Annotated in this window: 12 protein-coding genes; 1 reads left to right on the forward strand and 11 read right to left on the reverse strand. The window is 66.6% G+C overall.

What is annotated here, in order from left to right; genetic code table 11:
* Window positions 1-20 precede the first annotated feature (20 nt).
* The 6 genes from LOY51_RS15650 to LOY51_RS15675 form a co-directional block, all read right to left on the reverse strand.
* A complete protein-coding gene (locus tag LOY51_RS15650; protein WP_258641952.1) occupies window positions 21-1124 on the reverse strand; it encodes a polyamine ABC transporter substrate-binding protein in 1104 nt (367 codons plus the stop codon).
* 526 nt (window positions 1125-1650) lie between these two features.
* Window positions 1651-2358: an NAD(P)H-dependent oxidoreductase gene (locus tag LOY51_RS15655; RefSeq protein WP_258641955.1), complete on the reverse strand. Its 708-nt coding sequence runs from the start codon at window positions 2356-2358 to the stop codon at window positions 1651-1653.
* Between the two features lie 9 nt (window positions 2359-2367).
* Window positions 2368-4002 (reverse strand): ABC transporter ATP-binding protein, encoded by a 1635-nt coding sequence (locus LOY51_RS15660; protein WP_258641958.1) that lies wholly within the window; start codon window positions 4000-4002, stop codon window positions 2368-2370.
* A gap of 2 nt (window positions 4003-4004) precedes the next feature.
* Window positions 4005-4832 (reverse strand): ABC transporter permease, encoded by an 828-nt coding sequence (locus tag LOY51_RS15665; protein WP_110992877.1) that lies wholly within the window; start codon window positions 4830-4832, stop codon window positions 4005-4007.
* A gap of 3 nt (window positions 4833-4835) precedes the next feature.
* Window positions 4836-5795: an ABC transporter permease gene (locus LOY51_RS15670; RefSeq protein ID WP_110992889.1), complete on the reverse strand. Its 960-nt coding sequence runs from the start codon at window positions 5793-5795 to the stop codon at window positions 4836-4838.
* Between the two features lie 28 nt (window positions 5796-5823).
* Window positions 5824-7425, reverse strand: a complete 1602-nt coding sequence (locus tag LOY51_RS15675; RefSeq protein ID WP_258641962.1) for an ABC transporter substrate-binding protein — start codon at window positions 7423-7425, stop codon at window positions 5824-5826.
* Between the two features lie 188 nt (window positions 7426-7613).
* Between LOY51_RS15675 and LOY51_RS15680 the strand changes: the two genes are divergently transcribed.
* On the forward strand, window positions 7614-8048 hold the full coding sequence (locus LOY51_RS15680; RefSeq protein WP_125464342.1) for an RrF2 family transcriptional regulator: 435 nt from the start codon (window positions 7614-7616) through the stop codon (window positions 8046-8048).
* 73 nt (window positions 8049-8121) lie between these two features.
* On the opposite strand, the gene LOY51_RS15685 is transcribed toward LOY51_RS15680, so the two are convergent.
* Genes LOY51_RS15685 through LOY51_RS15705 form a run of 5 tightly spaced genes read right to left on the reverse strand, consistent with a single transcriptional unit; the run spans window position 8122 to window position 15640 of the window.
* Window positions 8122-9537 (reverse strand): aldehyde dehydrogenase family protein, encoded by a 1416-nt coding sequence (locus LOY51_RS15685; protein WP_258641965.1) that lies wholly within the window; start codon window positions 9535-9537, stop codon window positions 8122-8124.
* Window positions 9530-10720: a pyridoxal phosphate-dependent aminotransferase gene (locus tag LOY51_RS15690; protein ID WP_258641966.1), complete on the reverse strand. Its 1191-nt coding sequence runs from the start codon at window positions 10718-10720 to the stop codon at window positions 9530-9532. The genes LOY51_RS15685 and LOY51_RS15690 overlap by 8 nt, the downstream gene beginning before the upstream one ends.
* Window positions 10721-10748: 28 nt before the next feature.
* On the reverse strand, window positions 10749-12356 hold the full coding sequence (locus LOY51_RS15695; RefSeq protein WP_258641967.1) for a 5-guanidino-2-oxopentanoate decarboxylase: 1608 nt from the start codon (window positions 12354-12356) through the stop codon (window positions 10749-10751).
* A gap of 10 nt (window positions 12357-12366) precedes the next feature.
* Window positions 12367-14466: an acetate--CoA ligase family protein gene (locus LOY51_RS15700; RefSeq protein WP_258641968.1), complete on the reverse strand. Its 2100-nt coding sequence runs from the start codon at window positions 14464-14466 to the stop codon at window positions 12367-12369.
* Window positions 14467-14479: 13 nt separating this feature from the next.
* The gene (locus LOY51_RS15705) at window positions 14480-15640 is read right to left on the reverse strand and encodes an acyl-CoA dehydrogenase family protein (RefSeq protein ID WP_125858894.1); all 1161 of its coding nucleotides are present in this window, start codon (window positions 15638-15640) and stop codon (window positions 14480-14482) included.
* Window positions 15641-15656: the final 16 nt, after the last annotated feature.

Consider the following 15656-nt stretch of genomic DNA (forward strand, 5'->3'; position numbering starts at 1 on the left):
AAGCGATACGGTGAAAGGTGTCAGATGCCGGTCTTGACCGTGCTCCAGACCCGGGTGATGGCGCGCATGGCCTGCGGGTCCTGGGCTTTCTGGGTGAACAGGCGTTCGCGGGTCTGGTCGTCCGGGTAAATCGCCGGGTCGTTGCGGATATCGGCCTGCACCAAGGGCGTGGCGGCAGCATTGCTGTTGGCGTAGTGGATGTAGTTGGTCACCTCGGCCATGGTCTTGGGTTGCAACAGGTATTCGATGAAGCGATGGGCATTGGCCGCATGCGGGGCATCGCTGGGCAGGTAGAGGCTGTCGAACCAGATCAGCGAGCCTTCCTTGGGGATGAAGAACGCCAGGTTGATGTCCTTCTTCGCTTCCACCGCGCGGGCCTGGGCGGTGGCGTAGTCGCCGGACCAGGTCAGGGCCATGCACACGTCACCGTTGGGCAGGCTGGTGAGGTAGTTCACCGAGTCGAACTTCTTGATGAACGGGCGGATGCCCAGCAGGACGTCCTGGGCCGCCTTGAGGTCGGCGGGGGCGGCGCTTTTCGGGTCTTTGCCGAGGTACTTGAGGGCCAGCGGAATGACTTCGCTGGGGGCGTCCATCAGGGTCACGCCGCAGTCGGCAAAGCGCGAGACGATCTTGGGGTCGAACAGCATGGCCAGCGAGCCGATGGGCGCGTCGGGCATGCGCTGCTTGATCTTGTCGACGTTGTAGGTGATGCCCGAGCTGCCCCAGGTGTAGGGCGCCGAATAGACCATGCCGGGGTCGTAGGCTTGCATGCTCTGCAGCACGTGCGGGTCGAGGTTGGCCCAGCTGGGCAGCTTGGCCTTGTCCAGCGGCTGGAACACCTTGGCCTTGATCAGCGGCGGTACCAGGGAGGCGTTGAGCATCACCAGGTCGTAGCCGGAGCGGCCGGTGAGCAGTTTGGTCTGCACCGTTTCGTAGCCGTCGAAGGTGTCGTAGATCACCTTGATGCCGGTTTGCTTCTCGAAATCGGCGAGGGTGTTTTCGCCGATGTAGTCGGTCCAGTTGTACAACCTGAGTGTGTTGCCGTTGTCCGCTTCGCCGGCCAGGGTGGCGGTGGCGGTACAGCACAGCAACAGACTGGAAATCACCTTGAATGCCTTGCGCATAGCAACTCCATCATGTGATCAGGATCGGCTCGGGTGAGCGGATGGGGTAACTATCGGGGGGATTGCGGGTGGGGGCTATAACCCGAATGGGTGGGGGGCGATGCGATTTTGTGTCGGGCCAACAGGGCAGGCAGCGGAGATACCACAGGCAGGACTGGCCCGAAACAAACTGTGGGAGCGGGTTTACCCGCGAAGCGCCGCGCGGGCGGCGCTCGATCTTGAGAGCGCTGCAAGACTGCCGTCATGCACCTGGCGGCCCTCATGCGATCTCAAGACAGGCGGTTGGGCGTCACACCATCGATCTTGGAAAACCAGGATTCGGTGATGGCCTCCAAGTGCATGGAGGGATATCGCGTGAGGGCCACCAGGTGTCCGCCGGTGTTCTTGCAGCGCCTATGAGATCGAGCGCCGCCCGCGCGGCGCTTCGCGGGTAAACCCGCTCCCACAGTTTGTTTCGGGCCAATTACTCCTGTTGTTTCACCACTGCCTGCCCTGTTGGCATGGCGCAATTTCTCGGTGCGCGCTGCTATTGCGGCTTCAGTGGATACAGCGCGTCGTCAAATTGCTCCAGGCGCGGGAACACCATCGGCAAATCATCCGAAAGCTGCTCCAGCCGCTGCTGGTAACTGCGCAGGAAATCCTTGCGCGCTTCATCGCTGATATACGGCACATGCCACGCCACGAACGGCTCCAGCACCTCGAAGCCGACATAGGCCAAGGTGCCGCGCAGAATCGGCCGCAGCATGTCCTCCAGCGGCCCGTGGATCGCCCCTTCGCCAAACATGTGCTCACGCCCGCCCAGGGTCACGGTGACCAGCGCCCGCTTGCCCGCCAACCCGCCCTGGTCATAGAAACGCTTGCCGCCGTAGCACACCCCCGACACCAGCACCCGGTCGATCCAGCCCTTGAGCATCGCCGGCGCCGAGAACCAGAAGATCGGGAAGTTCAGCACCAGCAGGTCGGCCCACAGCAGCTTGTCCAGCTCCTGCTGGATATCCGCCGCGATGGACCCGCTCTTCACCCCCAGCCGTTGCTCCAGCGCATACACCAGGTACTCCGGGTTTTCCCGGTGGCTGAAGTCTTCGGCGCTGGCCACCGGGTTCCAGCCCATCGCGTACAGGTCACTCACCTGCACCTCATGGCCCTGGGCGCGGAAGGTCTCGGCCGCCTGGTCACGCAGCGCGGCAGTGAAGGATTGCGGCTCGGGATGAGCGTGAACGATCAGTACTTTCATGGATGTTCCTTAAACGGTTTCCAGGGGGGATTCGGTTTTGCGGGCCGCCAGCAAACGGTCGAGCCAGTCGGGGTCCATCTCCGGCTCGCAGGAGAACAGCAAGCCGGTGTAGTCGCGGTACGGCGGCCGGAAGATCGCTTCGCGGCTGCCGTGGTCGACCACCCTGCCCCGCTGCATCACCAGCACCTCGTCGGCGATGGCGCGCACGGTGGCGACGTCGTGGGTAATGAACAGGTAGGCCACGCCCAGCTCGCGCTGGATGCGGTCGAGCAGCTTCAGCACGCCCTCGGCCACCAGCTGGTCAAGGGCCGAGGTCACTTCGTCGCAGATGATCAGTTGCGGCTCGGCCGCCAGCGCCCGGGCGATGCAGATCCGCTGCTTCTGCCCGCCGGACAATTCGCGCGGCAGGCGATCCATGTACTTGGCCGGTTCCAGGTCGATCATGCGCAGCAGCTCGGCGACCCTCTCGCGCAGCGCCTTGCCCTTCAAACCCAGATAGAAACTCAGCGGCCGGCCAATGATGTCGACGATGCGCTGGCGTGGATTGAGTGCGGTGTCGGGGATCTGGTAGATCATCTGGATACGCCGCAGCTGCTCCTTGCTGCGCAGGCGATAGTCCGCCGGCAGCGCTTGCCCCTCATACAGCACCTGGCCCGAGGTCGGCTGCAGCAGGCCGCTGATCAAGCGTGCCGTGGTGCTCTTGCCACTGCCGGACTCGCCGATCACCGCCAGCGTCTGGCCGCGATACAGCTTCAGCGAGACATCGTGCAGCACCGGCTGATGGCCATAGCTTGCATCGACCTGGCGCACTTCCAGCAACGGTTGTTCATGGCTGGGGCAGGCCTTGGCAGAGGTATGGAAATTGCGCACCGCCCACAGCGATTGGGTGTAGGCCTGCTGCGGCGCACTGAGCATGATGCGGGTCTGCGCCTCTTCCACCAGGCTGCCATGGCGCAGCACCATGATCCGGTCGGCCATCTGCGCCACCACCGCCAGGTCGTGGCTGATGTACAGCGCGGCACTGCCGAAGGTCTTCACCGCATCGCGGATCGCCGCCAGCACCTCGATCTGGGTGGTGACGTCCAGCGCCGTGGTCGGCTCGTCGAAAATGATCAGGTCCGGGTGGCAAGCCATGGCCATCGCCGTCATCACCCGCTGCAGTTGGCCGCCGGACAACTGGTGCGGGTAGCGCTGGCCGATGCGCTCGGGGTCGGGCAGGCGCAGGATGCGGTACAGCTCGACCGCCTCGGCCTCGGCCTGGGCGCGGTCGATGCTGCCGTTGATCACGGCGGTTTCCACATGCTGGTCGATCAGCCGGTGCGCCGGGTTGAACGAGGCCGCCGCGCTCTGCGCCACGTAGGCGATGCGCAGGCCGCGCAGCTTGCGCAGGGTGTCGGCGCTGGCCTGGAGCAACTCGATGCCATCGAAGCACACGCTGCCGCCGGTGATCCGGCAACCGTCGCGCACATAGCCCATGGCGGCCAGGCCCAGCGTGGACTTGCCGGCCCCGGACTCGCCGATAAGGCCCAGTACCTCACCGCGCTTGAGGGTCAGGTCGATGCCTTTGATCAGCGGGTGCCAGGCGTTTTCGTAGTAGCCTTCGATACGCAGGTCACGGATCGTCAACAAGGTGTCTTGGCTCATGTTCAGCACTCCTTCAGGCCACTGGACAGATGCAGCACCCAGTCGACGACAAAGTTCACGCTCACGGTGATCAACGCCACCGCCAGCGCCGGCAGCAGCGGGCTGACGTCACCAAAGGTGATCAGCACCGCGTTGTCGCGCACCATGCTGCCCCAGTCGGCAGTCGGCGGCTGGATACCCAGGCCGAGGAACGACAAGGCGCTGATGAACAGGAAGACGAAGCAGAAGCGCAGGCCAAACTCGGCGATCAAGGGCGCCGCGGCGTTGGGCAGCACTTCCCGGCTGACCAACCACCACAGCCCCTCCCCGCGCAACCGCGCGGCCTCGACGAAGTCCTGCACCACCACGTTCATGGCCACCGCCCGCGCCAGGCGGAACACCCGGGTGGCGTCCAGCAGCGCGATCACCAGCACCAGCGAGGTGGCCGTGGTGCCGACTACGCTGAGGATCAGCAAGGCGAAGATCAGTTGCGGGATGGCCATCAGGATGTCCACCACCCGTGACAGGCCCTGGTCGATCCAGCCGCCCTTGATGGCCGCGACCAGCCCGCACAGGCCACCCAGCAGAAACGCCAGGGTGGTGGTCAAAAAGGCGATGCCCAAGGTATTGCGGGCGCCATACAGCAGGCGGCTGAACATGTCGCGGCCGAGGTTATCGGTGCCCAGCAGGAACTCCGGGCCCCAGGGCGCGAAACCCTCGCCCACCACCTGGGTTTCGCCGTAGGGCGCCAGCAGTGGCGCGAACACCGCCACCAGCAGGTAGGCGACTATCACCAGCAGGCCGAACTTGGCGCTCAGGGGCGCGCGCAGTAAAGGTGTGATCAGGCTCATGGTCTACCCCTTCGGGTGCATCAGGCGTGGGTTGCTGGCGATCGACAGCACGTCGGCGCCGGTATTGAGCAGGATGTAGGTGCCGGCGAAGATCAGGCTGCAGGCCTGCACCACCGGGATGTCGCGCTTGGCCACCGAGTCCACCAGCAACTGGCCCAGGCCCGGGTAGACGAACACCACCTCCACCACCACCACGCCCACTACCAGGTACGCCAGGTTCAGCGCCACCACGTTGACGATCGGCGCCAGGGCGTTGGGCAAGGCGTGCCTGAAGATGATCCGTGCAGGCGACACGCCCTTTAGCCGGGCCATCTCGATGTAGGGGCTGGCCAGCAGGTTGATCAACGAGGCGCGGGTCATGCGCATCATCTGCGCGATCACCACCAGGCTCAGGGTCGCCACCGGCAGCAGCGACACCTGCAGCACCTCACCCAGCGACGCCCCCGGCGCCAGGCTGGAGATGCCCGGCAGCCATTCGAGCTTGACCGCGAACACCAGGATCAGGATGTAGGCGACGAAGAACTCGGGGAACGACACCGCGCTCAGCGCACCGGTGTTCAGCAGCCGGTCGAACCAGCTGTTGCGGTAAAGCGCCGCGAGCATGCCCAGCAGCAACGCGGTGGGCACCGAAAACAGCGCCGCCAGCAGGGCCAGGCTGAAGGTGTTGCCCAGCCGCGCGCCGACCAGCTCGACGATCGGCCGCTGGTTGGCCAGGGACACGCCCAGGTCGCCGTGCAGCAGGCGCCAGGCCCACTGCACGAAGCGCTGCACGGGCGACAGGTCGAGCCCCAGTTGGGCGCGGAACGCCGCCACGGTTTCCGGGGTGGCCGACTGGCCGAGCATGGCCTGGGCGATATCGCCCGGGAGCATGCCGACGGCCAGGAAGATCACCACCGACACCGCGAACAGCGACAACAGGCCCAGGGCCAGGCGCTGCATCAGTAACTTGCCAAGGGTATTCACCATTGCACTCCTTCAACGCACGCGAAGTTCAGGCCTGCCACCAGCGCTCGATCACCCGCAGGCCATCGAGTTCGCCGTAGGGTGCGGTCTGCCCGCCATGCACCACCCGGGTCGAGCGTGCGGCCACGGAGCTGGCGAACAGCGGCACGATCGCCCCGCCATCGTCGCGGCACAGCGCCTGCATCTCGTTGTACATCTCGCGGCGCAGCGTCTCGTTCATTTCGCCGCGGGCGGCGTTGAGCAGCTGGTTGAAGCGCGGGTTGTCCCAGTGGGTCTCGTTCCACGCCGCGCCCTTGGCGTAGCCGATGCTGAACATGCGGTCGGCGGTCAGGCTGGAGTACCAGAACGAGGTGGTGAAAGGTTGTTTCATCCAGACATTGGAGAAGAAACCATCGGCCGGCTCGCGCACCACGTCGATGTCGATCCCGGCCTGGCGCGCCTGCTCCCTGAACAGCACCGAGGCATCCACCGCGCCGCTGTAGGCGGCATCGGAGGCCTGCAGGCGCACCTTGAGGCTGTCCATGCCGGCCTGGCGCAGATAGAAGCGCGCCTTGTCCGGGTCGTAGGCGCGCTGTTCCAGGGCCGGGTTGATGAAGCGGTTGGCCGGCTGCAGCGGATGGTCATTGCCGACCTGGCCGTAGCCATACAGCACCGAGGCCAGCAGCGCCTCGCGGTCGACCGCGTGCTTGAGGGCCAGGCGCACGTTGTTGTCCTTGAACTGTGCGCTGTCGGTGAGCATCGGGAAGGTGTAGTGCTGGGCGCCCTTGGTTTCCTCGATCACCAGTTTCGGGTTGCGCTTGAGCAGGGCCACGGTCTTGAGGTCGACCTTGTTGATCACATCGACCTTGCCGGTGACCAGGGCGTTGACCCGCGCGGCGCCGTCGGCGATGGCGAGCAGCTCGGCGCTGGCGAAGTGCGCCCTGCCCGGCTTCCAGTAGTCGGGGCTGCGCTCCAGGTCCATGCGCACGCCCGGCTCGAAGCCCTTGATGCGGTAGCCGCCGGTGCCGATGCCGGCCTGCCAGTCGGCCAGGCCGTCCTTGGCGGGCATGATCACCAGGTGGTAGTCGGCGACCACGTAGGCGAAGTCGGCGTTGCCCGAGTGCAGTTCGAACACCACGGTGTCGGGGGCGCTGGCATGAACCTGGGCGACATCGCCCAGTACGGTCTTGGCGGCGGAGGTAGATTTCTCGCCCAGGTGGTGCTGGATCGAGGCGACCACGTCGTCGGCGGTGAGGGTCTTGCCATTGTGGAAGGTCACGCCCTGGCGCAGGGTGAAGGTCCAGGTTTTCGCGTCCGGGCTCGAGACCCAGCGCTCGGCCAGCTCAGGGATGGCAGTGCCGTCCACGGCGATTTCGGTGAGGGTGTTGTACACCGCCGAGAAGCCGATGAAGGTGAAGGTGTCGACCCAGGAGCCCGGGTCCTTGGAGTCAGTGGTGCTGCCCCCCGCCAGGCCCAGGCGCAGGGTGCCACCGGGTTTTGGCATGGCATCGGCAGCATGACCGCCGAGTGGCAGGCCGAGGGAAAATGCCCCGGCGATGGCCGCGGCGGCAGCGCTGTATTTCAGGAAGTCCCGGCGCGGCAAACCGCCGTCGAGAATGGCCTGAGGACTGTTCTTGTTGTTATCGCTCATGCATGTGCCCCTGTTGAACCGCAAGGAATTGTTGTTCGGTCAAAGCGGAGTGCGTAGAAGCTGTGTATTATTTGTAATTGTTACCGTAACAAATACATTAGCGGCACGACAAGCTGTTTTCCAAAGGGCCCGAGCAGGGCAATTTTCATCGTGTAACATGAGCGTTTTCGCAGGGAGCCACTTCCTCCATGAGCCAGTCGACCCGCCTGATCACGGCTTCGTACATTCTCTCGTTCGTGGCGGCCAATGCCCCGCAGAAGCTGCGCACCGAGACCATCGCCAAGTGGGTGAAAGTGCACCCCACCCGCGTGCGCGGGCTGGTGTCGCAGATGGTCAAGGCCGATATCCTCACCTCGTACCGCGGCGCCCAGGGCGGCGTGACCCTGGCCCGCCCACCGCAGCAGATCACCCTGCGCGAGGTGTATGACGCGGTGCAGGAAAGCTCGCTGATCGCCGAGAAGATCGACAACCCGTTCGCCGGGCTGGAGGATCACTGCAAGGTGTTCGAGGTGTTCACCCGGTTGTTTGCGATGCTGGAGCAGAACATGCGCCTGGATCTGGGGGCGATCACGGCGGACCAGTTGTTCGTGGCGTTTGATACGCCCCAGGAGCAGGTTGGTTGAATCATCGAGGCCGCCACAGCCTTCTGTAGGAGCGGCCTTGTGCCGCGAAGGGCCGCAGAGCGGCCCCAGGCCCTCAAAGCTGGATCGCTTTCACTTCGACAAACTCAGCCAACCCCTCCTCCCCCCATTCGCGCCCATTGCCCGACTGCTTGTACCCCCCAAACGGCGCCTGGTAATTGAATGCCCCACCATTAACGAAGCACTGTCCCGCGCGCAGTTGCCGCGCCAGTTGCAGCGCTTTGTCCCGGCTGCCGGCCCACACCGCGCTGGACAACCCGAACGGCGAATCATTGGCCAGGGCAATCGCCTCGGCCTCATCGGCATAGGGAATCAGGCACAGCACCGGCCCGAAGATCTCCTCCTGGGCGATGCGCATACGGTTGTCGACATCGGCAAAGAGCGTCGGCGGCACGTAGAACCCGCGCTCGAAGCCCGGCGCCGTTTCACCACCGCACAGCAGGCGTGCGCCCTCCTCTTGCCCGACACGGATGTAATCCTGCACCGTGCGCCGCTGCCCCGCCGAACACATCGGCCCAAGGAAGCTGCGCGGATCCTGCGGGTCGCCCATCACCAGCCCACGCACCTCGTCCACCGCGATGTCCAACGCCTCGGCATAGCGCGACGCCGGCAACAGCATGCGGGTCAGCGCGGTGCAGGTCTGTCCCGAGTTGATCATCACGTCCTGCACGCCATAACGCACGGCCGCGTCCAGGTCGGCATCGGCGCCGATCAGCAGCGGCGACTTGCCGCCCAGCTCCAGGCACACCCGCTTCACCGACGGCGCCGCCGCCTGGGAGACACGTACACCCGCGCCGGTGGAGCCGGTGAACGAGACCATGTCCACCTGCGGGTGCCGGGCCAAGGCCTCTCCCACTTTCGACCCCGGCCCACTGACCAGGTTGAACACCCCGGCCGGCAAGCCGATGGCCTCGATCATCTCGGCCAGCACAAAGGCATGCAGCGGCGTTTCCTGGCTGGGCTTGACCACCACGGTACAACCGGCCGCCAAAGCCGGCGCCAGCTTGCCGATCAGCTGGTGCAGCGGGTAGTTCCACGGGTTGATGAACGCGCACACGCCCACTGCCTCGCGGTACACCAGCGAGTTGCCGACCTCGCGCACTTCGTCCATCAACCCGGCCAGCGCGATGTACTGCTCAAGCCCGACGATCGGCCCGTCCACCTGCACTGGCCGGCACCACTGCACCGGCATGCCCAGCTCGCTGGTGATCACCGCAGCCATCTCGTCGGCGCGGGCCTTGAGCTGGTCGGCCAGGGCACGAATGAACCCGGCGCGCACGCTGGAGGGCGTTCGCGACCAGTCGGCAAACGCCCGGCGTGCCGCCTGCACCGCCCGCTCCACGTCCGCTTCGTTACCCAGCGGCACCTTGCCGGCGACCGCTTCGCTGGCCGGGTCTATCACCTCGGCCATGCCCTGCCCCAGCGGCTGCTGCCAGCGGCCATCGATGAACAAACGGCTGTACTCACGCATTGCGTTGCGCCTCCATCAGCTCGCCGGCACACAGCACGATACGCCGGCAGGCTTCGCGCAAAGGCTCTGCCCCCAGCACCAGGCCCAGGCGAATATGCCCGGCCGCGCTCGGGCCGAAGGCCTCGCCGGCCAACACCGAAACCCCGTGCAGATCGAGCAGGCGGTTGGAAAATTCCTGCGCACTGAGCCCGGTTTCGCGGATATCGACCATCACGAACATCCCGCCATCGGGCTTGAGTGCGCGCACACCCGGGCAATCCGCCAGGCACGCGCAGACCAGGCCGCGGCGCTGGCGGTAGGCTTCACGCATCGCTTCGAGCTCCGGCAGTGGCTGCTCGAGCGCAGCCACCGCGGCGTCCTGGATGAAGTCCGGCGAGCCGTACAGCATGCACAGCGCCAGGTTCTCCAGGTGCCCGGCCAGGGCCGGCGAACCCACCACCCAGCCCATCCGCCAGCCGGTCATGGCATGGGACTTGGACAGGCTGTTGAGCGTCGCCGTACGTTCGGCCATGCCCGGCAGGCTGCCGGGGCTGATGTGCTCGCCGTCGAACAGCAGCTCGCTGTACACCTCATCGCTGATCAGCCACAGGTCGTGGGCGATGCACAGCTCGGCAAGGGCTTCCCAGGTGCTGCGCGGCAAACTGGCGCCGGAGGGGTTGTGCGGGCTGTTCAGCGCCAGGGCGCGGGTACGCGGAGTGATTCGCGCTGCCACATCCTCGGGCTGCACACGGAAGCCATGCTCCGGGCGTACGGGCACAGGTACCACTTTCGCCCCACAGGCGCCGAAGACCGCTTCGTAGGTGACATACATCGGCTCGGCGACGATCACTTCATCGCCCGGCTCCAGCACGCACTGGGCCACGCAGAACAGCGCGCACTGCGCCCCCGCCAGCACCGTCACCTGGTCGGCCGTCACCGCCTGGCCGCTGCGCTGCTGGTGCCGCCGGGCGATGGCCTCGCGCAGGCTGCGCTTGCCACGCACGTCGGCGTAATGGGTGTTGCCGGCCTGCAGGCTGTCCATCGCGGCCTGGACGATAGGCGCCGGGGTGTCGAAATCCGGGTCGCCCACCGACAGCAGCAGCACGTCGCGACCCTGTTCGAGCATGGCCAGGGCGCGGTAGTGGATCTCCCAGGCGGCAGCGCCGTCACCGGCGATCCGTTGGGTCAGGGAAGAAAAACGCATGGCAAATATCCTGTTGTGCGGGATGGGCTCAGCGCGCGCAGGCGTGCTTGAGCTCGATCAGGGTCACGCCGTTGCGGGAGAAGCCGCCGCGCAGGTCCCGTTGCAGTTCGTCGAGGCTTTGCGGCTGGGCGACCGTGCAGCCGAACGCGCGGGCCAGGCCTGCGAAGTCCGGGTTGCGCGGCAGCACGCCGATGGGCTCGATGTCCAGGTTGAGCATGTCGTCACGGATCTGCCCCAGCGCGTCGTTGTTCCACAGCAGCACCACCAGCGGGCGGTCCAGCTCTTCGACGGCAGTGGCCAGTTCCTGGGCGGTATAGAGGAAGCCGCCGTCACCCACCAACACCAGGCCTGGGCGCTCGCTGCTGCCGAACATGCCGCCGATACCCGCAGGCAGGCCGTAGCCCAGGGTGCCGTAGCCGGTCGGGTGCAGCCAGCTGCGCGGCGCCCGGCTGTTGAACACGTAGTTGCCGGTGTAGGCCAACTGAGTCATGTCGGTACTGATGAAGGCGTTGTCCGGCAACTCGGCGGCGATGCGCTCGAGGATGGACTGGTGCAGCGCCTGCAACGGGCCGTGGCTGGCCTGCACCGCGCTGCGCAACGTGGCCACCGAGGCGCTGGCCGTTGTGGCATCGCGCACGCTGTCCGGCAGTTGCTCGAGCAGCGCAGCCACGGTCTGCCGGGCATCGCCGTGCAGCGCTACCGCGCAGGGGTAGAAGTCGTTGAACTTGCGCGGGTCGATATCCACCCGCAGCAGCTCGCCGTTCAATGGCAGGCGCTCGCGCCAGAAGTCGGTGTCGGCCATTTCGGTACCGACCGCCAGCACCACGTCGGCCTGGGTGATCAAGTCCCAACCGGGCTCGACGCACAGGCTGGAGCCGGCGTTGAGCGGTGAGTCCAATGGCGCCAGGCCCTTGCCGGCCACGCTGGTGAAGAACGGTGCGGCCAGGCGCTTGCTCAACAGTTGCAGCTCGGCCGCAGCGCCCAGCGCGCCCCCCCCGGCAATGATCATCGGGCGTTTGGCCGCCGCCAGTTTGCTGGCCGCCTGCTCCACGCTTGCAAGATTCGCCGGGCCGCGCCCGGGGCGGCGCGCCACCTCATTGCTCCAGTCCCGCGCCACGGGCGCCGCCAGCACATCCAGCGGCACCGAGATATGCACCGGGCGCGGCCGTTCGCTGTCGAATACCGCATAGGCGCGGGCGATCAGCTCCGGCAGGTCCTCGACCTTGAGGGCCACCGCCGAGAACGCGGTGATCGGCGCGGTCATGGCGCGCTGGTCCTGGGTCTCGTGCAGGCAGCCCCAGCCTTTGCCCAGGCTGGCCGTGTGGTTGACGCTGGAGATCACCAGCATCGGTATCGAGTCGGCGTAAGCCTGGCCAATGGCGGTGGCGGCATTGGTCACGCCGGGGCCGGTGATGATGAAGCACACCCCCGGCTTGCCGCTGACCCGCGCATAGCCGTCGGCCATGAAGCCGGCGCCCTGCTCGTGGCGGGTGAGCACATGGCGGATGCCGCTGCCGGGCAGGCCGCGGTACAGCTCCAGGGTGTGCACGCCGGGGATGCCGAAGACGGTGTCGACGCCGTAGTTGGCCAGCAGGCGCACCAGCGCCTGGCCACCGGTCAATGTGTTGTTCGTCATGTTCATGTCCTTACACCTGGCCGAGGCGGATCAAGGCATCGACCGCGGTGGTGCCGGTGGCACCGACCATCAATGGGTTCACATCCAGCTCCAGCAACTGGCTGGCGTTCTCGCAGGCGTAGTCGGCCACCGCGCGGATGGCGGCGACCAGCGCGTCCAGGTCCGCTGCGGGCTTACCGCGAAAGCCCTGCAGCAAGGCGGCGCTGCGCAGGCCGAGCACGGCGTTGCGAATGGCGCCGTCGGTGGTCGGCAACAGCAGGCTCTTGCTGTCCTTGAGCAGCTCGACGAGGATGCCGCCGGCACCGATGACGAGCGCCAGGCCGAAGTCCGGCTCGCGCTTGATGCCGACGATCAACTCGGCCAGCGGTGCGCTGGCCATGGGTTCGAGCAGCACCTGGTCGAAGACGACGCCGGGGGCGTAGGCGGCGATGCGTGCGCGCATTTGTTCCAGCGCCCGGCTCAGGGCCGCTTCATCGCCCAGGTTCAGCGCCACGGCGCCGGCCTCGGTCTTGTGCGGCAACTGCGCACTGACGGCCTTGAGCACCAGCGGGAAGCCTACCGTGCGCGCATCGGCCAGCGCCTGCTGCGGGCTGCTCAACACGCCATTCGGCACGGGCAAGCCAAAGCCACGCAGGGCCTGCTTGGACTCCCACTCATTGAGCAGATGGTTGTCACCGCCAAGTGCCTGTGGGCACAGCGGCACCAGCGCCGATTCGCCCAGGGCCAGCAGCGCCTCGCGTTTTTGCCCATAGCGGGCCACCCGCCCCCAGGCCGCCAGGCCGTCTTCCACCCCTTGCAGGGCCGGTACACCGGCCGCGTGCAATCGCTCGCGGGCGCTGGCCGGCAGCAGTTCGGGGAAGGCCGAGGTGACGAAGCCGGTCTTGCCATGGCGCTGCAGCGCCTCGCAGAACAGCCCCAGCAGCAGGTCGCACTCCTTGCGTTCGCCGGTGAACTCGGCGGGGTAATCCAGCACCAGCATGGCCGCGTCGGCGTCGCTGCGCAGGGCGCTGTCGAGCATGCGCTGCTTGGCCTCGCCGTCGCCCCAGATTGCCGTGGTGAAGTCCAGCGGGTTGACCAGGTTGGCGTAGGCCGGTAGCACCTGGGCCAGCTCGTCGACCTGGCTGCTGTCCAGGGCAGGCAGGCGCAGTTGGTTGCCTTCGCTGTAGTCGGCGATCAGCCCGGCGTCCCCCCCTGAGCAGGCCAGGGCGATCAGGCTGTCGCCCTTGGGCAGGTTGCCGCAGGCGGCGGCCTTGAGGGTTTCGACGAAGCTCACCGGGCCACTGACACGGATCACCCCAAGGCGCTCGAACAAGCTGTCGTACAGGGCGTCGGAGCCGGACAGCGAGCTGGTATGACTCAACGCCAGTTCGGCGCCGATCTGCGACACGCCGGTCTTCAGCGCGATGATCGGGATGCCCTTCTCCAGCGCCTTGTGCGCGGCGCGGGCAAAGCCCGGCACGTTCTTCAAGCCTTCCAGGTGCAGGCCGATGGCCGTGACCCGTGGCTCGTCGAGCAGCACGTCCATCAGTTCGGCGATGCCCAGCTGGGCCTGGTTGCCCACCGAGGCCATGTAGGCCACCGGCAGCGAACGATCGCTCATGGACAGGTTGTAGGCAAAGTTGCCGCTCTGGGTCAGCACCGCCACGCCCTTGTCCACCGCCTTGCCGCCGTGGGCCACGGGCCACAGGGCGGCGCTGTGCAGGTAGTCGAGCAGGCCGTAGCAGTTGGGCCCGAGCAGGGCCATGTCGCCGGCGGCGGCCAGCAATTGCTGTTGCAGGGCCAGGCCTTCGGCGCCGCTTTCGGCGAAGCCCGAGGCATAGCAGATCGCCCCACCCGCGCCCTTGGCGGCCAGCTCGGCGACGCAGGCCAGGGTCAGTTCGCGGTTGGTGGCGATGAACACTGCGTCCGGCGCGCAGGGCAGCTCGGCCACACTGCGCACGCACGGCACGCCGTCGATGCTGTCGTGCTGCGGATTTACCAGCCACAGCTGGCCCTGGTAGCCGCCGTCGGCGCAGCGCTTGAGTGCGCGGGCCATGCTGCGCCCGCCGATGAAGGCCAGGTGCCGGGGCGCCAGCAGGCGCTTGAGGTTGTCACGAATGGCGTTGGACATGGCGAGGCTCCGGTCAGCGCAGCAGCGGGCGCAGCAGTTCGCGGGAGATGATGTGGCGCTGGATCTCCGAGGTGCCTTCCCAGATCCGTTCGATCCGCGCGTTGCGCCAGATCCGCTCCACCGGGCCTTCGTCCATCAGGCCCATGCCGCCGTAGATCTGCACGGCCTCGTCGGCCACCTTGCCCAGCACTTCGCTGGCGAACAGTTTGGCCATGCCGGCCTCGCCGTCGGTCATGCTGCCCTGGTCCATCTTCCAGGCGGTGTGCAGGGTCAACAGCTCGGCGGCGCGGATCTGCGTGGCCATGTCGGCCAGCTTGAACGACACCCCCTGGTAGCTGCCGATCGCCTGGCCGAACTGTTTGCGGTCGGCTGCCCATTGCAGCGACGCATCCAGCGCACGCTGGGCCTGGCCGACGCAGTTGGCGGCGACCATCACCCGGCCTGCGGTCAGCCAGGCGTTGGCCACCTCCCAGCCCTTGCCGACTTCACCGAGCACCTTGCTGGCCGGCACCCGGCAGTCGTCGAAGAACATCTCGAAGGTGTGGTAGCCGCGGTTGCTCACGCATTTCGGGCCGCGGCGGATGGTCATGCCCGGGGTGTCGCGGTCGACCAGGAAGGCGGTCACCGCGTTGCGCTTGCGGCCGTTGTGCTCATAGGTGTCGGTGACGGCGAAGACGATGGCGAAGTCGGCGTGCCCGGCATGGCTGATGAAGTGCTTGCTGCCGTTGAGCACGAAGTCGTCGCCCTCGCGCAGGGCGCGGGTCTTGATGGCGTTGGCGTCGGAGCCGGCGCCCGGTTCGGTCAGGGCGAAGCAGTCGATCTTCTCGCCCTGGATGCACGGCAGCAGGTAGTCGTCGATCTGCTGGCCGGTGCAGGCCATGAGGATCTTCGAGGGCCGGGCGACGAACACGTGCAGCGCCCAGGAGACTTTCGACAGCTCGCGCTCGATCAGCGCCTGGGACAGGTAGTCGAGGCCGCCGCCGCCCACTTCCTCGGGCATGTTGAAGGCGTAAAAGCCGGCGGCGATGGCCTTGCCGCGGATCTGCGCAGCGAGTTCGGGGGAGACTTCATCGGCGCGGTCCACGGCCTCTTCATGGGGCAGCAGCTCCTTGGCGACGAAGCTGCGTACGGCATCCACCAACATTTCTTGTTCTTGGGTCAGTTGGAAATTCATGGCCTGTTCCTGGGTA

The sequence above is a fragment of the Pseudomonas sichuanensis genome, from assembly GCF_024749065.1.
GTDB lineage: Bacteria > Pseudomonadota > Gammaproteobacteria > Pseudomonadales > Pseudomonadaceae > Aquipseudomonas > Aquipseudomonas sichuanensis.